The 20795-nt window shown below is 76.7% G+C and carries 6 protein-coding genes; 1 reads left to right on the forward strand and 5 read right to left on the reverse strand.

Annotation, left to right across the window (positions count from 1 at the left end):
• Nucleotides 1-83: 83 nt before the first annotated feature.
• Nucleotides 84-1157 carry a hypothetical protein gene (locus ACZ6Y7_RS18000; protein WP_465758858.1) on the reverse strand — a complete coding sequence of 358 codons (1074 nt, stop codon included), beginning with the start codon at nucleotides 1155-1157 and terminating at the stop codon, nucleotides 84-86.
• A 260-nt stretch (nucleotides 1158-1417) separates the two neighbouring features.
• On the opposite strand from ACZ6Y7_RS18000, the gene ACZ6Y7_RS18005 reads away from it, so the two are divergent.
• Nucleotides 1418-4573 (forward strand): AfsR/SARP family transcriptional regulator, encoded by a 3156-nt coding sequence (locus ACZ6Y7_RS18005; protein WP_465758859.1) that lies wholly within the window; start codon nucleotides 1418-1420, stop codon nucleotides 4571-4573.
• 65 nt (nucleotides 4574-4638) lie between these two features.
• Here ACZ6Y7_RS18005 and ACZ6Y7_RS18010 read toward each other — a convergent pair whose 3' ends face one another.
• The 4 genes from ACZ6Y7_RS18010 to ACZ6Y7_RS18025 all read right to left on the reverse strand — a co-directional run bounded on the left by ACZ6Y7_RS18010 (nucleotide 4639) and on the right by ACZ6Y7_RS18025 (nucleotide 20759).
• Entirely contained in the window at nucleotides 4639-4878 is a 240-nt protein-coding gene (locus ACZ6Y7_RS18010; RefSeq protein ID WP_465758860.1) for a hypothetical protein, read from the reverse strand.
• A gap of 188 nt (nucleotides 4879-5066) precedes the next feature.
• Complete coding sequence (gene ddaH / locus ACZ6Y7_RS18015) at nucleotides 5067-5972, reverse strand: dimethylargininase (RefSeq protein WP_465758861.1); 906 nt, start codon at nucleotides 5970-5972, stop codon at nucleotides 5067-5069.
• Between the two features lie 127 nt (nucleotides 5973-6099).
• Complete coding sequence (locus ACZ6Y7_RS18020) at nucleotides 6100-7404, reverse strand: MFS transporter (protein WP_465758862.1); 1305 nt, start codon at nucleotides 7402-7404, stop codon at nucleotides 6100-6102.
• Nucleotides 7405-7409: 5 nt separating this feature from the next.
• On the reverse strand, nucleotides 7410-20759 hold the full coding sequence (locus ACZ6Y7_RS18025) for a non-ribosomal peptide synthetase (RefSeq protein ID WP_465758863.1): 13350 nt from the start codon (nucleotides 20757-20759) through the stop codon (nucleotides 7410-7412).
• Nucleotides 20760-20795: the final 36 nt, after the last annotated feature.

The raw sequence follows: 20795 nt of genomic DNA on the forward strand, positions 1-20795 counted from the left end.
TCGGCACCACCGGCCGCGCCCGGTTCCCGGTCGCCCGCGACCTGCCGTCCGTCACCCCCGGCGCGCCCGCGACCTGCCGTCCGTCACCCCCGGCGCGGCCGCGACAGGCCGGGACAGGGGGCCGGACCCGGGGTGCCGGGGGCCATCGCGTCCCAGGCGCGCAGGGCGGCGAGGGCGGCGGTGCGGTCGGCCGCCGTGGGCCGGGTGCCCTCCGGGGCGAGCAGGTAGTCGGCGACCGGGGTGAGCAGCAGGGTGCCGGCCCCGGAAGGGAGCAGCACGGCCTCGTCCCACTCGTGCCGGGTGACGGTGCGGCGCAGCAGGGTGCCGTGGCACGGCCGGGCCGGGCGGGCGGTGTCCCGGCGGCGCCGCAGTTCGAGGGCGACCTCGGCTTCCAGGACGGTGCGCACACCCGCCAGCGGGCCGAGCGGCACGTGCTCGGCGGCGAGGTCGAGCAGGGTGACGGCCTCGGGGGCGAGCCGGTAGGCGGCGACCACGGCGGCGGTCTCGACCGGCTCGAAGGGCTGCCCGGCGAGGTGGGCGACGTCGAGCACGTCGCCGGGGTGGAAGGCGCGGGCGAGGCCCTCCTCGGCGAGGGCGATCAGGCACTCGACGTGGTCGTCGGCGGCCAGGTAGGGGCGGATCGGGACGCCGGCCCGGTCGCCGGGGAGCGCGGCGGTGCCGAGCCGCACCTGGTACCAGGGGTCGAGCAGCGGGTCCTCGGCCGGCCAGCGCAGGGTGACGGTGGTGTGCCGGGGGCGCTCGCCGAGCAGGGTGACCTCGACCGACTCCACCGGGTGGTCGGTGACCAGCCGGTTGACGGCCTGCCAGAGCGCCGCCTCGGTGGGGCTGACCAGGGTGAGCTCGCCGAGCGGCCGGGGCAGGTCGGCCGGGTAGTGGCCGGCCAGCGGGAGGTCGCGGATCGGTCGCACCCCGGTGGCGTCGGCGAGCTCGGTGGCCAGCCGGGCGTAGCCGTTGCAGCGGTCCCGGGCGCGCCCCAGCTCGGCCCGGGCGTGCTCGCCCATCCGGACGTCCTCCCGGGCCAGCGCGGCGAGCACCAGGTAGGACAAGTGGCGGACCTCGCGGGCACGTTGGAGCAGTTCGACCGGTCCGTCGTCCGGATCGAGGTCGAGCAGCCGGTAGAGCAGGTCGGTGTTCACGGGCGTCCGCCTCCGAGAGCTGGGGTGGTCGCCGGGCAGCGGTCCGGCGGCCGGGGGTGTGGCGGGCCCGGTGGTCGTGCCGGGCCGACGGCAGGGGAGCCACACCACCGATTGTGGTGACGGCCGATCAACACCGGATCACCACCCGGTCGACGATCTCTCGACAGCTGCCGGGGTGGCGTGGGTTGATAGGGGCTCATCAATCGGGGGGAAGCACGTGCGCGGGCGGGGGCGAGCACATGAGGCGGGCAGGTGCAGGAGTGGGAGATTTCCGGTTCTCGGTGCTGGGACTGATGCGGGTGCAACGCGGCGCCACCGTCCTGAAGGTCGGAAGTCCACAGCAGCAGGCGATGCTGGCGGTGCTGCTGCTGCGTCCGGGGCACGGTGCGAGCGCCACGGACCTGATCGACGCCCTGTGGGGTGAGGAGCCGCCGGGCACCGCGATGACGACGGTGCGCACGTACGCCTGGCGGTGGCGCAAGATCCTCCACGGCGAGGAGCCGGACGCGCCGACCGTACTGACCTCGGTCGGCGACGGCTACCGGCTGGTGCTGCCCAAGCACGCCGTGGACGCGGCGCAGGCCGAGGAGCTGGCGGCGCAGGCGGAGCGGACGGCGGCCGCCGGGCAGCCGCAGCAGGCCCGCGACCTGCTGAACCAGGCGCTGGACCTGTGGCAGGGCGAGCCGCTGGCCGGCATCCCCGGGCCGTTCGCGCAGCGCCAGCGGCAGCGGCTGGAGGAGCTGCGGCTGACGCTGCTGGAGGAGCGGATCGCGCTGGACCTGGCGCTGGGCCGGTTCTCCCGGTGCATCCCGGAACTGACCGCGCTGACCACCGAGCACCCGCTGCACGAGCGGGCGTACGGGCTGCTGATGCGCGCGCTGTACCAGGCCGGGCGGCAGGCGGACGCCCTGGCGGTGTTCCGGAGCGTGCGTCAGTTGTTCCTGGCCGAGCTGGGGGTGGAGCCGGGGGCGGAGCTGGACCAGCTGCACCGGCGGATCCTGGAGGGGGACCCGGCACTCGCCGCTCCGGTCCTCGCCGCCCCGGTCTTCACCGCCCCGGCGGCGGCGGCCACGGCGGCCGTCACGCCTCCGGTCGAGCCCGTGGAGCCGGCCGCGGCCGAGCCCGCGCCGCCGCAGGAGCCGCCTGTCGAACCGGTGGCGGCGGCGGCCCCTAGACCGGCCCAACTCCCGCCGGACGCAGCCGACTTCACCGGTCGTACGGTGGTGGTCGAACGGCTCGGCCGGGCCCTCGGCACCCCGGGGCAGCAGGCCCTGGTGATCGCCACCGTGGTCGGCATGGGCGGTGTCGGCAAGACCGCGTTGGCCCTGCACGTCGCCCACCGGGTCCGCGAGACCTACCCCGACGGCCAGCTCTACGTCGACCTGCGGGGCGCCGACACCACCCCGGCCGACCCGGAGGCGGTGCTCAGCGGCTTCCTGCTGGCGCTCGGGGTGCCGGCCGACGCGGTGCCGGAGGGGCTGGACGCCCGCTCGGCGCTGTTCCGCTCGGTGGTGGACGGCCGGCGGCTGCTGCTGGTCCTCGACAACGTCCACGACACCGCGCAGATCCGGCCGCTGCTGCCGGGGGCGGTCGGCTGCGCCGTGCTCACCACCAGCCGCACCCGGCTCTCCGGCCTGCCCGCGACCGTCCAGACCGACCTCGACGTCTTCGAGCCCGCCGAGGCGCTCGAACTGCTCGGCCGGACCATCGGCGCCGACCGGCTGGCCGCCGAGGCCGAGGCCGCCCGGGACCTGCTGCGGGTCTGCGGCCACCTGCCGCTCGCGGTGCGGATCGTGGCGGCCCGGCTGGCCGCCCGGCCGAGCTGGACGGTCCAGACGCTGGGCCGCCGGCTGGCGGTCGAGCGGCGGCGGATCGACGAGCTGCGGATCGGCGACCTGGCGGTGGAGGCCGCCTTCGAACTGAGCTACCGCCAGCTGACGCCCGCCCAGGCCCGGGCGTTCCGGCTGGTCGCCTCGGTGGACGGCCCGGACATCGGCCTGGCCGCCGCGGCCGCCCTGCTGGACCTCGACGAGTACGACGCCGAGGACCTGCTGGAGGCCCTGGTCGACGTGGCGATGATGGAGTCGCCCTTCCCCGGCCGCTACCGCTACCACGACCTGCTGCGCGCCTTCGCCCGGCGCCGACCGGACGATCCGGGCGCCGCCGTCGAGGCCCGCGACCGGCTGCTGGACCACCTGCTGGCCACCGCCTGCGCGGCCTTCCAGCACGCCGTGCCCGGGGATCCGGCGGCCGGGGCGCTCGGGCCCGCCCGCAGCGCCGGGGTGGAGCTGGGCGGGCCGGACGGCGCCCGGGCCTGGGCCGAGGCGGAGGGCTCCGGGGCGATCGCGCTGGCCGCCCAGGTCGCCGCCTGGACGCTGGCGGAGGCGCCCTCCCCCGCCCGGCACGGCGGCCAGGACGCCCGGCCGGACCCGCTGCGCGCCGCGATCGACCTGCTGATCGCCCTCACGCCCTTCACCCTCGCCCCGCCCGGACGCCAGCTGGCCGCCACCGCCGAGGCGCTGGCCGCCGCGGCCGTCCACCGCGCCGATCGTCGGGCAGCCGGTCGGGCTCACTTCCTGCGGGGCAACGTCGCGCTGGCCGCCACCCGGCTGGAGGAGGCCGAGGCGGCCGCCCGGCTGGCCGTGGACGCCTCCCGCGCGGCCGGCGACACGGTGATCCTGCGCCAGGCGCTGAACGACCTCGGCCTGGTCTGCCAGTTCCTCAGCCGCTACGACGAGGCCGTGGAGCTCTACGACGAGGCGCTGCTGCTGGCCCGCGAACTCGGCCACCGTTCGGGCGAGCTGGTGACGACGGTGAACGCCGCGCTGGCCCGGGTGCGCAGCGGCCGGGCCGCCGAGGCGGTGGCGATCTGCCACGAGGCGCTGGCCGGACTGCGCACCCGCGACGACGACCCAGGGCGGGCGTACACGCTGTACGTGCTGGGGCTGGCGCTGCACGGGCTGGAGCGGCACGAGGAGGCGGTCACCTGGTTCGGCGAGTGCCTGGCGGTGGCCACGACGGCCGGTCTGCAGGTCCGGGCCGCGCACGCCCACTACCGGCTGGCGGACAGTCTGCGGTCGCTGGGCCGGACCGAGGAGGCGCTGGAGCACGCCAGGCGGGCGCTGGCGCTGTGCGAGGAGCTGGGGGCCGAGCGGGACCACGGGCAGGCGCTGGTGGTGCTGGGCCGGACGCTGGCGGACCTCGGGCGGGAGGCCGAGGCGCGGGACCGCTGGCGGGAGGCACACGCGATCTTCGTCCGCCTGGGGCTGCCGGACGCCGCCGAGGTGGCGGGGCTGCTCGCCCGGGGCCGGGACGGGGTTCCGTCGGCGCGGGACGGGCGGCGGGAGGAGCGGCGCGGGGATGAGCGGGGGGACCGGCGGGAGGCGGCGGCCGTGCCGCTGACCGGTCGGTACTGACCGAGGACCGACGGGCGGCCGGGAGGAATCGTTCCTGCGGCTCGATCCTGCGGGGCCCCGGCCGGTCAGGAGCCGGTGCTGTTCCAGTCGCCGGTGCTGCCGTGCACGGTGGGGGACGGCGTGGGGGCGGCGGGGGTGGGGGTCGGCGTGGCGTCGCCCACCACCACCGTCGTCGCCGTGCCGGTGCCGGCCGACCCGGCCACGGCGGCCGTGGCGGAGAGGCCGGCCCCCAGGGCGACGGCCACCCCGAGGCCGACGGTGAACAGCCGGAGGCGGGCGGAGGCGGTGGCCGGACGCTGCGTCATGTCTGGTGCTCCTTCAGTCACTTCCCGCTGGGGGAAGGTCTCCGTCGTGGTGTGGCACCAGTCTTGCGGGGGCCGGTCAACGGCCGATCTACGGCGGAGCACCGCTGATCACCACCGTTGATCGACGGTGGTGACCAGCGGTGGTGACCAGCGGTGGTGACCAGCGGCCCAGGCCGGATCAGGCCGGATCAGGCGGCCGCCGCGCGGATCTCCAGGGTGCAGCACTTCACGCTGCCCCCGCCCTTGAGCAGCTCGCTCAGGTCCATCCCGATCGGCCGGAACCCGCGCTCCCGCAGCCGCGCCGCCAGCCCCACGGCCGCCTCCGGCAGCACCACGTGCAGGCCGTCGCTCACCGCGTTGAGCCCGAACACCTCGGCGTCCGCCTCGCTCACCAGCAGCGCGTCCGGGAAGAGCCGGCGCAGCACCGTACGGCTGCCGGGCGAGAAGGCCTCCGGGTAGTACATGATCTCGTCGCCGTCGAGCACCGCGAGCGCGGTGTCCAGGTGGTAGAAGCGCGGGTCCACCAGCTCCAGGCCGACCACCGGGCGGCCGAAGAACTCCTGCGCCTCCGCGTGCCCCTCGGCGACGCTGCGGAAGCCCCGCCCGGCCAGCACGTAGCTCCCGGTCAGCAGGAGGTCCCCCTCGCCCTCGTTGACGTGCTCCGGGTCGTGCGTCGCGAAGCCCCGGTCACGGAACCACTCCAGGTAGGCGGGGCCCTCGGCGGCCCGTTCGGCGTTGCGGAAGCGCGCCCCGAGCACCCGGCCGTCCACCACCGTGGCGCCGTTGGCCGCGTAGACCATGTCCGGCAGGCCGGGCAGCGGGTCGATCAGGTCGACCTGGTGGCCGAGTTCGCCGTACAGGGTGTACAGCCGCTCCCACTGGGCGACGGCGAGGTCGGTGTCCACCGGCTTGGCCGGGTCCATCCAGGGGTTGATCGCGTAGCTGACCTCGAAGTGCTCCGGACGGCACATCAGGTAGCGGCGCGGACGGGCGGTGCGGGCCGGACGGGCGGTGCCGGTCGCGGGGGCGGGGGTGGTGCCGGTCGCGGTGGGGGTGGTGGCGGCGGAGCGGATGGGACGGGCGGTGCTGGTCATCGGATCCTCCGGATCGGGACGTGCGGGAAGCAGCGGGGGTGGGAGCAGGGTCGTGCGAAGCCGGGGGTGCGGGGCCGGCTGCGGGTCAGACCGCGGGGGCCTCGGGCGCCGTCGGCCTGACTGCGGGTCAGACCGCGGCGGCCTCGGGCGCCGTCGGCCGGGTCGGGAAGTCGCGCAGGCCGCGCAGCGGGCTGGCCAGCAGCACCAGCCCGGCCGAGAGCAGCACGCCCGCCATCAGCCAGATGGTGCCGCGGGCACCGATCACCTCGCCGAGCCAGCCGCCGAGCAGGGCGCCCACCGGGATCACGCTGTAGTTGAGGGTCGCGGAGCTGGCCCGGATCCGGCCGATCAGCTCGGGCGGGCAGTAGGCCTGGGAGAAGCTGCCCGCCAGGACGTTGCCCGCCACCACTCCGCAGACCGCGACGGCCCAGGCGAGCGCGCTGACCACGAGCGGCAGCCGCTCCCCCGCCAGCGGCAGCAGCAGGATGAAGGGCGCGACCACCAGCTCGCAGACCAGCAGGGCGCGCGCGGTGCCCAGCCGGCGGGCGATCCGCCCGGCCAGCATCGCCCCGGCCAGTCCGCCGACGCTCACCAGCGCGAACACCCCGCCCACCGCGCCGGGTTGGATCCCGACGCTGCGCACCAGGAAGACCGTCTGGACCGCCTGGATGCCGTTCAGGCCGAGGTTGCCGACCGCGGCGAAGCAGGCGAAGGTGCGCAGGTACGGATCGCGCAGCAGGAACCGGACGCCCTCGCCGATCTCGCGCGGGATGCCGCGCCGCTCGGAGACCGGCGGCGGGTGCTCCTCGGTCCTGATCCGCCGCAGGCAGAGCGCCGAGACCAGGTAGGTGAGCGAGTCGGCGAGCATCCCGCTGGCGGCGCCGAAGGCCTGGGAGAGCAGACCGGCCGCGCCGGGGCCGGCGATCTCCGCCGCCGAGGCGCCGGAGCGCAGCTTGACGTTGGCCTCCAGCAGGTCGGCCCGGGCCACCAGGGTCGGCAGCAGCGCTCCGTACGCGGTGGAGAAGAACACCTTCACCGCGCCGGTGAGCAGCGCCACCACGACCAGCTGGGCGAGGGAGAGCGCCCCGAACCAGCCGGCCACCGGGACGCTGCCGAACAGCACCACCAGCAGCAGGTCGCAGACCAGCATCACCCGCAGCCGGGGCCAGCGGTCCACCCAGGCGCCGGCCGGGAGGCCGAGGAACAGCCAGGGCAGCCAGGCGGCGGCGTTGATCCCGCCGACGGCGAGCGGGCCGGCGCCCAGGGTGACCACGGCCACCAGGGACAGCGCCACGCTGCCGACGGCGGTGCCGAGGGTGCTGGTGGTCTCACCGATCCACAGCCGGCGGAAGTCCCCCTGGGCCCACAGGCCCCAGCGGCCGCGCGGGCGCTCCGGCGCCGCCGGTGACTCGATCGGGACGGTGGTGGTCATCGCGGTCACGCTCCGAGCTTCTCGGCCAGCACGGCGGCGATCCGTGCGAGGGGTTCCGGCTGGGTCAGTTCGCCGTGCGCGCAGGCGAGGCGGTGGGCTTCGATCCGGCCGTCCAGGTGGGGCCGCCAGGCCTGCTCGTACGGCCAGTGCGCGGGCTTGCCGGTGGTCGCGCCGAAGAAGACGGCGTCCCCCCGGTAGCGGTCCGGCACGTGCTCGGCCATCAGCTTGCGGTGCCGGTCGAAGACCTCCGGCAGGACGGCCACGGCCTCGCCGAGCACCGCCCGCAGGCCGGCCAGGCCGCGCTCGTCCGCCGGGTCGTGGCCGAGCGAGCGCAGCAACTCGTCCAGCGTGTCGGCGGGTTCGACGACCGGGGCGGCGGCGGTGGGCGACGCGGGGGCGCCGTCCAGCAGCGCCAGCAAGCCGACCTCGGCGCCCTCGGCCCGCAGCCGCACCGCCATCTCCTGCGCGACCACGGCCCCGAAGGACCAGCCGAGCAGGTGGTAGGGGCCGGTGGGCCGCACGGCGCGGATCTGCCGCACGTAGTCCTCGGCGATCTCGGCGACGCTCGCCGGCGCCCCGCCGCGCAGGCCGCGGGACTGCAGACCGTACACCGGCTGCTCGGGGCCGAGGTGGCGCAGCAGCCCGGAGTAGACCCAGCTGATGCCGGCCGCCGGGTGGACGCAGAACAGCGGGGGCCGCTCGCCGCCGCTGCGCAGCGGCAGCAGGACGTCCAGGGCGTCGGCGGCCGGGGCCAGCCCGAGCCGGCGGGCCAGCCCGGCCACGGTGGGTGCCTCGAACAGGGCCCGCATGCCCGGGTCCGTGCCGAGGGCGGCGCGGACGCCGGCGAGCAGCTTCACGGCCAGCAGCGAGTGGCCGCCGAGGTCGAAGAAGTCGTCGTCGATGCCGACCCGCTCCAGGCCGAGGGTCTCGGCGAACAGGGCGCAGAGCAGCTCCTCCTGCGGGGTGCGGGCGGCGCGACCGCCGGTGAGCTGCCCGAAGTCCGGGGCGGGCAGCGCCGCGCGGTCGAGCTTTCCGCTACCGGTGAGCGGCAGGGCGGGCAGTGCGACGAAGGCCGCGGGGAGCATGTAGCCGGGCAGGTGCTCGGCGGCGAAGGCGCGCAGCTCGGCCGGGTCCGGCCGGCTGTCGGCCACCACGTAGGCGACCAGGCGCAGCCCGTCCTCGGCGGGCAGCACGGCGGCGGCGGACACCTCCGGGTGGAGCGTCAGCACGTGTTCCACCTCGCCGAGTTCGATCCGGAAGCCGCGGATCTTGACCTGGTGGTCGGTGCGGCCGAGGTACTCGACGCCGCCGTCGCGGGTGCGCCGGGCCAGGTCCCCGGTGCGGTACATCCGGCTGCCCGGCTCGCCGTACGGGTCGGCGAGGAACCGCTCGGCGGTCAGGCCCGGCCGGTGCAGGTAGCCGCGGGCCAGACCGGCGCCGGCCAGGTACAGCTCCCCGGGCACACCCGCCGGGACGGGGTGGAGGTGCTCGTCCAGGACGTAGACCCTGGTGCCGGGGATCGGGCCGCCGAGGCCGGGGCGCTCCGCGGCGTCGACGGGCCGGCCGAGGGTGTAGACGGTGGCCTCGGTCGGGCCGTACAGGTTGTGGGCCCGGGTGGCCGGCGCCTCCCGCAGGGTGGTCCACAGCTGCTGGCCGACGGCCTCGCCGCCGAGCACCAGCACCGGGGGCGCGGCCTCCTCCAACAGGCCCTCCGCCACGAGCTGTTCGGCGTACGAGGGGGTGAGGTCCATGACCCCGATGCCCGCGGCGCGGACGTGCCGGACGAGGGCGGCCGGGTCGCGGCGCAGCTCGTCGTCGATCAGGTGCAGCTCGTGCCCGGCGAACAGCCAGAGCAGGGGCTCCAGCGATCCGTCGAAGGAGAGCGAGGCGGTGAGCGCGACGCGCAGTCGGCCGTGGGCGGCCTCGGCCGGGCCGACCACTCCGCGGCGGTGCGCGGCCAGCAGCGCGGCGATGCTGCCGTGCTGGACCACCACGCCCTTGGGGCGGCCGGTGGAGCCGGAGGTGTAGATCAGGTAGGCGGCGTGGTCGGCCCCGGCGCGCGGGGCCGGGTCGTCCGTCCGGTCCTCGATGCGGCCGTCGGCACGGCCGTCAGCGCGGCCTTCGGCACGGCCCTCGGCACGGCCCTCGGGCTCGCGGGCGGCGGTGACGGCCAGGGTGGGCAGGCCGGCCAGCGCCTCGGGCTTCGGCCACCGACCGTCGGTGAGCACGAGGGCGGGGGCCGCGTCGGCGAGGGTGCGGGCGGTGCGGTCCGCCGGGTGGTCGGCGTCCAGCGGCAGGTAGGCGCCGCCGGCCTTGAGCACCGCCAGGATCGCCACCACGCTCTCCACCGACCTCGGCAGGGCCAGCGCGACCACCGACTCCGGGCCGGCGCCGGCCGCGATCAGCCGGTGGGCGAGCCGGTTGGCCCGGGCGTTCAGCTCGGCGAAGGTCAGCGCGGTGTCCCCGCAGACCAGGGCGACGGCCTCCGGGGTCTCGGCGACCCGGGCCGCGAAGGCGGCCGGGAGCAGCGGGACCTCGGCCGGCAGCGCGTCGCCCGCGGTCGGGAGGGCGGCGCGCTCCTGCGCCGAGAGCAGCTCGATCCGGCCGATCGGCAGCTCCGGCCGGGCGGCCACCGCCGCCAGCAGCCGCCCGAGCCGGACGGCGATCGCCTCGACCGTCTCCCGGTCGAACAGGTCGGTGGCGAAGTCGATCGCGCACTCCAGCCCGGCGGGGGCGCCGTCGGCGTCGAAGGACTCGCCGAAGCCCACGCACAGGTCGAACTTGGCGACCGATCCGCCGGAGGACTCCACGGCGGCGTCCAGTCCGGCCCCGGCGAGCGGCGCCGACTCCCCCGCGCCCTCCAGCAGCAGGATCACCTGGAACAGCGGGTGCCGGGCCAGCGAGCGGGCCGGGTTGAGCTCCTCGACCAGGCGCTCGAAGGGCACGTCCTGGTGGGCGTGGGCGTCGAGCTGGGTCTCCCGGACCCGGGCCAGCAGCTCGGTGAAGGCCGGGTCGCCGCTGGTGTCGGTGCGCAGCACCAGGGTGTTGACGAAGAAGCCGACCAGGTCGTCCAGCGCCTCGTCGGAGCGCCCGGCCACCACCGAGCCGATCGGCACGTCGGTGCCCGCGCCGAGCCGGGTCAGCAGCGCGGCCAGGGCGGCCTGCAGCGTCATGAACATCGTCACCCGGTGCTCGCGGGACAACTCGCCAAGCGCCCGGTGGAGTTCGGCGCCGTAGGGGACGACGACGCGCTCGCCGCGGTGGCCGGCGGCCGCCCGGCGCGGCCGGTCCACCGGCAGCGACAGCTCCTCGGGCAGGCCGGCCAGGGCCTGGCGCCAGTAGCCGAGTTGGCGGGCGAGCAGGCTCTGCGGGTCGCTCTCCTCACCGAGCAGCTCGCGCTGCCAGAGCGCGTAGTCGGCGTACTGGACGGGCAGCGGCGCCCAGTCGGGGGCCGTGCCGCCGGTGCGGGCCGCGTAGGCGGCGGCGAGGTCGCGCAGCAGCGGCCCCATCGACCAGCCGTCGCCGGCGATGTGGTGCAGGACGAGGACGAGCAGGTGCTCGCCGGGCGGCGCCGGGATGAGGTGGGCGCGGACGGGGAGGTCGGCGGCCAGGTCGAAGGGGCGGGACGCGCACGTCTGCGGCGCGGTGCCCGGTGGCAGCAGCTCGACGCCGACGCGGGCCTGCTCGACGGGCAGGATCCGCTGGTACGGGGTGCCGTCGGACTCGCCGATCAGGGTGCGCAGGCTCTCGTGCCGGGCGACCACGTCGCCGAGCGCCGACTCCAGGGCGGCGGCGTCCAACTCCCCCGTCACGCGCAGGACCAGGGGCAGGTTGTAGAGGGCGCTGGGGCCCTCCATCCGGTCGATCAGCCAGAGCCGCTGCTGGGCGAAGGACAGCGGCACCCGCTCCGGGCGCCGCGCCGCCGCGTTCAGCGCCGGGCGCCGCGCACCGGTGGCCAGCCGGACGGCCAGCCCCTCCACGCTCGGCGCCTCGAAGACGTCCCGGATGCCCAGCTCCGCGCCCAGCGCCGCGCGCACCCGGCTGAGCAGCTTGGTCGCCAGCAGCGAGTGCCCGCCCAGGTCGAAGAAGTCGTCGTCGACACCGACCGCGTCCAGGCCCAGCACCTCGGCGAACAGCCCGCAGAGGATCTCCTCCTGCGGCGTGCGCGCCGCCCGGCCCGCCGACAGCGCGGCGAAGTCCGGCGCGGGCAGCGCCCGGTGGTCCACCTTGCCGCTGCCGGTCAAGGGCAGCGCGTCCAGCAGGACGACGGCGGCCGGCACCATGTAGCCGGGCAGCGACTCGGCGGCGAACCGCCGCAGTTCGGCGGCGAGTTCGGGCGTGTCCTGGGCCGCCGTGCAGTAGCCGACCAGCCGGCGGTCGCCGGTGTCGCTCTCCCGCACGGTGACCACGGCCTGCCGGACGGCGGGGTGGCGGGCCAGCACCTGCTCGATCTCGCCGGGTTCGACCCGGAAGCCGCGGATCTTCACCTGGTGGTCGGTGCGGCCGAGGTACTCGACGCCGCCGTCGCGGGTGCGCCGGGCGAGGTCCCCGGTGCGGTACATCCGGCTGCCCGGCTCGCCGTACGGGTCGGCGAGGAACCGCTCGGCGGTCAGGCCCGGCCGGTGCAGGTAGCCGCGGGCCAGACCGGCGCCGGCCAGGTACAGCTCCCCGGGCACACCCGCCGGGACGGGGTTGAGGTACTCGTCCAGGAGGTACGCCCGCACCCCGGCGATCGGGCCGCCCAGCCCGGGGCGCCGCGCCGCGTCGAGCGGCTGGGTGAGCGCGTAGACGGTGGCCTCGGTCGGGCCGTAGAAGTTGTGGCCTGCGGTGTCGGGGTGCTCCCGCAGCCGCTGCCACAGCGCCTGGCCGACGGCCTCGCCGCCGAGCAGCAGCAGGCGCGGCGCGGGTGCGTCCAGCAGCCCCTCCTCGATCAGCTGCTCGGTGTAGGACGGGGTGAGGTGCAGGGCGTCGATGCCCGCCCCGGCGGTGTGGCGGACCAGCGCCGCCGGGTCGCGGCGCAGCTCGTCGCCGATCAGGTGCAGCTCGTGCCCGGCGTACATCCAGAGCACCGGCTCCAGGGAGGCGTCGAAGCAGAGCGAGGCGGTGAGCGCGATCCGCTGCCGGCCGTGGGCGCGGCCGGTGCCGTCGATCAGCGCGGCCCGGTGGGCGGCCAGCAGGTTCGCGACGGCGCCGTGCGGGACCACGACGCCCTTGGGGCGGCCGGTGGAGCCGGAGGTGTAGATGACGTAGGCGGCGTCGCCCGGCTCGACGGCCCGCCGCGGGTCGGTCTCGGGCGCCTGGGACGGCGCGGCGACGTCCAGGGTGCGCAGCCCGCGGAGCACCTCGGGCAGCGGCCAGCGGTCGTCGGTGAGCACCAGCGCCGGGCGGGCGTCGGCGAGCATGCGGGCGGTGCGGTCGGCCGGGTACTCGGCGTCCAGCGGCAGGTAGGCGCCGCCGGCCTTGAGCACCGCCAGCATGGCGACGACCGTCTCCGCCGAGCGCGGCAGCGCGAGGGCCACCACGGACTCCCGCCCCGCACCGGCCGCGATCAGCCGGTGGGCCAGCCGGTTGGCCCGGGCGTTCAGCTCGGCGAAGGTCAGCGCGGTGTCCCCGCAGACCAGGGCGACGGCCTCCGGGGTCTCGGCGGCCCGGGCCGCGAAGGCGGCCGGGAGCAGCGGGACCTCGGCCGGCAGCGCGTCGCCCGCGGTCGGGAGGGCGCCGCCGCCGGCCGGGAGCACCGCGCGCTCCTGCGCCGAGAGCAGCTCGATCCGGCCGATCGGCAGCTCCGGCCGGGCGGCCACCGCCGCCAGCAGCCGCCCGAGCCGCGCGGCGACCGCCTCGACGGTCTCCCGGTCGAACAGGTCGGTGGCGTAGTCGAGGGCGCAGTCGATCCCGGCGGGCTCGCCGTCGGGTCCGAAGGACTCCTGGGCGATCAGGCTGAGGTCGAACTTGGCGGAGCCGGTGGCCGCCGGGAGGGGTTCGACCCGCAGGCCGGCGGTGGCGGGGTCGGCCTGCTCGTTGCTCTGGAGCACCAGCATGATCTGGAACAGCGGGTGCCGGGCCAGCGAGCGGGTCGGCTTGAGCTCCTCGACGAGCCGCTCGAAGGGCACGTCCTGGTGGGCGTAGGCGCCGAGGGCGGTCTCCCGGGCGCGGCCGAGCAGTTCGGCGAAGCTGGGGTTGCCCGAGGTGTCGGTGCGCAGCACCAGGGTGTTGACGAAGAAGCCGACCAGGTCGTCCAGCGCCTCGTCGGAGCGCCCGGCCACCACCGAGCCGATCGGCACGTCGGTGCCCGCGCCGAGCCGGCTCAGCAGCGCGGCCAGGGCGGCCTGGACGGTCATGAAGAGGGTGACCCGGTGGGCCCGGGCGAGTGCGACCAGGTCGCGGTGGCAGTCGGCGCCGAGGCTGAGCGCGACCCGGTCGCCGCGGTGCGAGGCGACCGGCGGGCGGGGGCGGTCCAGCGGCAGCGTCGCCTCGTCCGGGAGGTCGGCCAGGGTCCGGCGCCAGTAGTCGAGCTGGCCGGCGGCCAGGCTCTGCGGGTCGCTCTCCTCCCCGAGCAGCTCGCGCTGCCAGAGCGCGTAGTCGCCGTACTGGACGGGCAGCGGCGGCCAGCCGGGGGCGGCGCCGCCGCTGCGGGCGGCGTAGGCGGTGGTGAGGTCGCGGACGAGCGGGCCGAGCGACCAGCCGTCGCTGGCGATGTGGTGCAGCGCCAGGACCAGCACGTGCTCCTCGGTCGAGACGCGCAACAGGGCGGCGCGGACGGGGAGTTCGGTGCGCAGGTCGAAGGCGCGACGGCACAGTGCGGCGACGGTGGCGGCCACCTCGGCGGCCGGGCAGTCCCGGGTGTCCAGCGGCACCGCGGCTCGCTCGACGGGCAGGACGCGCTGGTACGGGGTGCCGTCGGACTCGCCGATCAGGGTGCGCAGGCTCTCGTGCCGGGCGACCACGTCGCCGAGCGCCAGCTCCAGCGCGGCGGCGTCCAACTCCCCGCCCAGGCGCAGCGCCAGCGGCGCGTTGTAGAGGGCGCTGGGGCCTTCCATCCGGTCGATCAGCCAGAGCCGCTGCTGGGCGAAGGACAGCGGCACCCGCTCCGGGCGCCGCGCCGCCGCGCTGAGCGCCGGGCGCTGCGAGGCCGCACCGAGCCGCGCGGCCAGCCCGGCCACGGTCGGCGCCTCGAAGACGTCCCGGATGCCCGGCTCCGCGCCCAGCGCCGCGCGCACCCGGCTGAGCAGCTTGGTCGCCAGCAGCGAGTGCCCGCCCAGGTCGAAGAAGTCGTCGTCGACACCGACCGCGTCCAGGCCCAGCACCTCGGCGAACAGCCCGCAGAGGATCTCCTCCTGCGGTGTGCGCGCCGCCCGGCCCGCCGAGAGCGCGGCGAAGTCCGGCGCGGGGAGGGCGGAGCGGTCGAGCTTGCCGTTGGCGGTCAGCGGCAGGGCGTCCAGCGGCACGATCGCGGCCGGCAGCATGTAGCCGGGCAGCGTCCGGGCGGCGGCGGCCCGGGCCTCGGCCGGGTCGAGCGGGCCGTCGGTGACCAGGTAGGCGACCAGGCGCAGCCCGTCCGCGTCCGGCAGGACGGCGGCCTGGAGCACCCGCGGGTGGGCGGTCAGGGCGCGCTCGACCTCGCCGAGTTCGACCCGGAAGCCGCGGATCTTCACCTGGTGGTCGGTGCGGCCGAGGTATTCGAGCTCGCCGTCGCGGGTGCGGCGGACCAGGTCCCCGGTGCGGTACATCCGCTCCCCGGGCCCGCCGAACGGGCAGGCGACGAAGCGCTCCGCCGTCAGGCCGGGCCGGTCGAGGTAGCCGCGGGCCAGGCCGGCGCCGGCCAGGTACAGCTCGCCGGGCACGCCCGGCGGGACGGGCCGCAGGTACGCGTCCAGGACGTGGCCGCGGGTGCCGGCGACGGTGCGGCCGAGGACGGGCCGCTCGGTGGCGGCCAGCGGGTGGGTCAGGGCGTCGACGGTGCACTCGGTCGGGCCGTACAGGTTGTGGGCGGCGGTGCCCGGCGCCTCGCGCAGCCGGGTCCACAGCGCCTGGCCGACGGCCTCGCCGCCGAGCAGCACCAGGGCGGGCGCGGGCTCCTCCAGCAGGCCCTCCTCGATCAGCTGCTCGGCGTAGGAGGGCGTCACCTCCAGCACGCCGATGCCGTGCTCGCGCACGTGGCCGACCAGGGCCCGGGCGTCGCGGCGGGCGTCGCCGGCGATCAGGTGCAGCTCGTGCCCGGCGACCAGCCAGAGCAGGCCGTCCCAGGAGGCGTCGAAGCAGAGCGAGGCGGTCAGCGCGACCTTCTGCCGGGCGGTCCCGGCCATGACTGCGGCGCGGTGGGCGGCGAGCAGCGCCGCGATGCCGCCGTGCGGGACCACGACGCCCTTGGGGCGGCCGGTGGAGCCGGAGGTGAAGATCAGGTACGCGGCGTCGGCCGCCGTGGCGCGCGGGGCCGGGTCGGTCCGCGGGCCGCCCTCGGCCGCCTCGGCGACGTCCAGCGTGGGCAGGCCGTCGAGCACCTCGCGCAGCGGCCAGTCGGCGTCGGTCAGCACCAGCGCCGGCTTCGCCTGCGCCAGGGTGTCGGCGGTGCGGTCGGCCGGGTACTCGGCGTCCAGCGGCAGGTAGGCGCCGCCGGCCTTGAGCACCGCGAGGACGGCGACCACCGTCCGCGCCGAGCGCGGCAGCGCGAGGGCCACCACGGACTCCCGCCCCACACCGGCCGCGATCAGCCGGTGCGCCAGTGCGTTCGCCCGGCCGTTCAGCTCCGCGTACGTCAGGGCGAGGTCGCCGCAGACCAGGGCCACGGCCGCCGGCGTCTCGGCGGCCTGCGCCTCGAAGGCGGCGGGCACCAGCGGCACGGGCCCGGGCAGCGGGGTGTGGGCCAGTGCCGCGCGGGACCGCTGCTCGGCGGGCAGCACCTCCAGCTCGGCGACCGAGCGGCCCGGGTCGACGGCGACCTGACGCAGGATCAGGTCGAGGGCCGCGGCCAGCTGTTCGGCGGTCGCGCGGTCGAAGAGGTCCGTGGCGTACTCCAGGACACCGGCCAGCCCCGCCGCCGCGCCGTCGGCGCCGTGGCGCTCGACCAGGCGCAGGCTGAGGTCGAAGGTGGCGGTGCCGAAGTCCACCGGCTCCTCGGTGACAGTCAGCCCGGGGAGGTCCGGCCCGTCCTCGGCGTCCCCGGCGAAGGCGAACATCACCTGGAACAGCGGGGTGCAGGCGGTCGAGCGGGTCGGGTTCAGTTCCTCCACCAGGCGCTCGAAGGGCAGGTCCTGGTGGGCGTGGGCGGCCGGGTCGGTCTCCCGGATCCGGCCCAGCAGCTCGGCGAAGGCGGGGCGGCCGGACAGGTCGGTGCGCAGCACCAGGGTGTTGGCGAAGAAGCCGACCAGCTCCCGGGTGGCCTCGTCGAGGCGGCCGGCCAGCGGGGTGCCGATCGGCAGGTCGGTGCCGGCGCCGAAGCGGTGCAGCAGGGTGGCGTACGCGGCCCGCAGGACCATGAAGAGGGTCACGCCGTGGTCGGCGGCGAGCGCGCCGAGCCGGGCGTGCAGGGCGGCGTCGAACTCCAGCGGGACGATCGCGCCGCGGTGCGAGGCGACCGGCGGGCGGGGGCGGTCCAGCGGCAGCGGCAGCTCCTCCGGCGCACCGGCCAGCGCCTCGCGCCAGTGGGCGAGTTGGCGGGCGAGCAGGCTCTGCGGGTCGTCCTCGTCGCCGAGCAGCTCGCGCTGCCAGAGCGCGTAGTCGGCGTACTGGACGGGCAGCGGCGTCCACGTGGGGGCGGTGCCGTCGAGGCGGGCCGCGTAGGCCTCGGCGAGGTCGCGGTAGAGCGGGCCCAGCGAGGCGCCGTCCCCGGCGATGTGGTGGACGACCAGGACCAGCACGTGCTGCTCGGCGCCCTCGGAGCGCAGGTAGGCGTGCACCGGGAGGTCCGCGGCGAGGTCGAAGGTGTGGCCGGCCAGCTCGTCGGTCGGGCGGTCGGTGCGGGTGAGCAGGCCGCCGGCGGGGGCGTCCAGGACGCGCTGGTACGGCGTGCCGTCCTGCTCGCCGAAGACGGTGCGCAGCGCCTCGTGCCGTGCCACGACGTCGCCGAGGGCGGCCTCCAGGGCGGTGGCGTCCAGCGGGCCGCTCAGCCGCAGCGCGAGGGTGACGTTGTAGGCGGCCGAGGGGCCCTCGGCCTGCGCGAGGAACCAGAGCCGGCGCTGGGCGAAGGAGAGCGGCACCCGCTCGGGCCGGACGGCGGGCCGCAGCGCCGGGCGGGCCGGGCCGCCGTCGGCGCGGTCGGCCAGCCGCTCGACCAGTCCGGCGACGGTCGGGGCCTGGAAGAGGTCGCCGATGGAGAGTTCGACGCCGAGTTCGGTGCGAGCCCGGCCGGTGAGGCGGGTGGCGAGCAGGGAGTGGCCGCCGAGCGCGAAGAAGTCGTCGTCGATGGTGATGTCGTCGATGCCGAGCAGGTCGCCGAAGAGCGCGCACAGGGCCCGTTCGCGCTCGTCGCGCGGGGCGCGGCCGCTGCCGTCGGCGGCGAGGTCGGGGGCGGGCAGGGCGCGGCGGTCGACCTTGCCGTTGGCGTTGAGCGGCAGGGCGTCGAGCAGGACGACGGCTGCGGGGACCATGTAGCCGGGCAGCGTGGTGCCGGCGAAGGAGCGCAGTCCGTCGGGGGTGAGCGAGGCGTCGGCGGTGCAGTAGGCGACCAGCCGGGTGTCGCCCGGCCGGTCCTCCCGGGCGATCACGATGACCTGGCGCACGGCGGGGTGGCGGGAGAGCGCCGCCTCGATCTCGCCGAGCTCGATCCGGAAGCCGCGCAGCTTGACCTGGCCGTCGATCCGGCCGAGGAACTCCACCGCGCCGTCGGCCCGCAGCCGCACCAGGTCCCCGGTGCGGTACATCCGCTCGCCGGGCCCGCCGTACGGGCAGGCGACGAAGCGTTCCGCGGTGAGGCCGGGCCGGTTGAGGTAGCCGCGGGCCAGGCCGGCGCCGGCGATGTACAGCTCGCCCGGGACACCGGGCGGGACGGGGCGCAGCCGGGCGTCGAGGACGTGGCTGCGCATGTTGTCCAGCGGGCCGCCGATCGGGACCCGGGGGCCGGTCAGGTCGGCCGGGGTGAGCGGGTGGTGGGTGGCGAAGGTGGTGGTCTCGGTGGGGCCGTAGACGTGGGCGAGCAGCAGGTCGGGGCAGGCGTCCAGGACGCGCCGCATCAGCACGCCGGAGGCGGCCTCGCCGCCGGTGCACACGACGCGCAGGGCGGCGAAGCTCTCCGGGGCCTGCTCGGCGACGAGGTCGAACAGGGCCTTGGTGAGGAAGACCGCGGTGACGTCGTGCCGGGCGGTGACGGCCTGCAGGGCGGCGGCGTCCAGGGCGCCGGGCGGGGCGACCACGACGGTGCCGCCGGCCAGCAGGGGCGTCCAGATCTCGTAGGTGGCGGCGTCGAAGGCGTGCGGGGAGTGCAGCAGGACGCGCTCGTGCCGGCCGTCCTGCCAGCGCCGGTCGGCGGCGAGGTCGAGGACGTCGCGGTGGCGCACGGCGACGCCCTTGGGGCGGCCGGTGGAGCCGGAGGTGAACATCGCGTAGGCGAGCTGGTCCGGGTGGACGGGCAGGCCGGGGCGGTGGTCGGGGGCGCCGGCCTCGTCGCCGGGGCGCACCACGGCGGCCGCGTGCGGGAAGCCGGGGTCGGCGCGGTCGGTGAGCAGGACGGGCGCGCCGGTGTCGGCGAGCACGTCGGCCATCCGCTCGGGCGGCAGGCCGGGGTGCATGGGGACGTACCAGCCGCCGGCCTTGAGGATCGCCAGGGTGGCGACGACGACGTCGACGGAGCGTTCCATCAGCATGGCGACGGGCGTCTCGGTGCCGACGCCGAGGGCGGTCAGGTGGTGGGCGAGGCGGTTGGCGCGGGTGTCGAGTTCGGCGTAGGAGAGGGTGCCGCCGTCGTGGGCGAGGGCGACGGCCCGCGGGGTGCGGTCGGCCTGCCGCTCGAAGGACTCGGCGAGGGTGCCCTCCCGGCGCGGGGCCGCGGTGGCGTTCCACTCGACGAGGACGCGGGTGCGCTCCTCGTCGCCGAGCACGTCGAGGGTGCCGATCGGGGCGTGCGGGTCGGCGGCGGCGCCGGCCAGCAGCCGGCCGAGCCGCTCGGCCAGGGCGGCGACGGTGGGGCGGTCGTAGAGGTCGGCGGCGTACTCGATCGAGCCGGTGAGCCCGGCGGGCGCGCCGTCGGGGCCGTGGTGCTCGGCGATGCCGATGTTGAGGTCGAACTTGGCGACCCGCAGGCCGATCGGTTCGGGGGCGGACTCCAGCCCGGGCAGGTCGAGTTCGGCGTCCTGTCCGTGGTTCTGCAGCACCAGCAGGGTCTGGAACAGCGGGTGGCGGCCGAGCGCCCGGGGCGGGTTGAGCTCCTCGACGAGCCGTTCGAAGGGCACGTCCTGGTGGGCGAAGGCGTCGAGTTGGGCCTCCCGGACCCGGCCGAGCAGCTCGGTGAAGCTCGGGTCGCCGGAGGTGTCGGCCCGCAGCACCAGGGAGTTGACGAAGAAGCCGACCAGGTCGTCGAGGGCTTCGTCGCCGCGCCCGGCGATGCCGGTGCCGAGCGGGATGTCGGTGCCGGCGCCGAGGCGGGTGAACAGCGCGGCCAGTCCGGCCTGCAGGACGGTGAACAGGGTGGTGCGGTGGGTGCGGGCGAGGTCGAGCAGGGCGGTGTGCAGGTCGGCGCCCCAGGCGAGGTCGACGGAGTCGGCGGCGCCGGTGGGGGCGGGCGGTCGGGGTCGGTCGGTGGGCAGCTCCAGTTCCTCCGGCAGCCCGGCCAGGGCGGTGCGCCAGTGGTCGACCTGGCGGGCGAGCAGGCTGTCGGGGTCGTGTTCGTCGCCGAGCAGCTCGCGTTGCCAGAGGGCGTAGTCGGCGTACTGGATCGGCAGCGGTTCCCAGTCGGGGGCGCGGCCGGTGAGCCGGGCCCGGTAGGCGGTGGCGAGGTCGCGCAGCAGCGGGCCGAGCGACCAGCCGTCGCCGGCGATGTGGTGCAGCACGACGAGCAGCACGTGCTCGGTCGGAGCGAGGGTGAACACCGTGACCCGGATGGGCAGTTCGCGGCTCAGGTCGAAGGTCTCGGCGGCGGCCGCGTCCCGGTGGGCGGGGTAGTCGGCCGGTGCGCGGTCCACCACCAGGAAGCGCGGCTTCGCCTCCTCGGCGGGCAGGATCCGCTGCACCGGCACTCCCCCGACCACCGGGAACACCGTGCGCAGGGCCTCGTGCCGGGCGACCACGTCCGCCGTCGCGGCGCGCAGCGCGGCGGTGTCGAGCTCGCCGCGCAGGCGCAGGGCGAACGGCAGGTTGTACAGCGCGGTCGGCCCCTCGATCTGGTCGATCAGCCAGAGACGCTGTTGGGCGTACGAAACCGGGATCACGGTGCTTCCTCTACTCACGTCTACTCACGTCACGGC

The sequence above is a fragment of the Kitasatospora sp. NPDC053308 genome, assembly GCF_055585785.1.

Excerpts from the sequence above, each read along its gene's own strand:
- ACZ6Y7_RS18010 (WP_465758860.1), bottom strand. The coding sequence starts at position 4,878 with ATGACGCAGCGTCCGGCCACCGCCTCCGCCCGCCTCCGGCTGTTCACC.
- ddaH (WP_465758861.1), bottom strand. The coding sequence starts at position 5,972 with ATGACCAGCACCGCCCGTCCCATCCGCTCCGCCGCCACCACCCCCACC.
- ACZ6Y7_RS18020 (WP_465758862.1), bottom strand. The coding sequence starts at position 7,404 with ATGACCACCACCGTCCCGATCGAGTCACCGGCGGCGCCGGAGCGCCCG.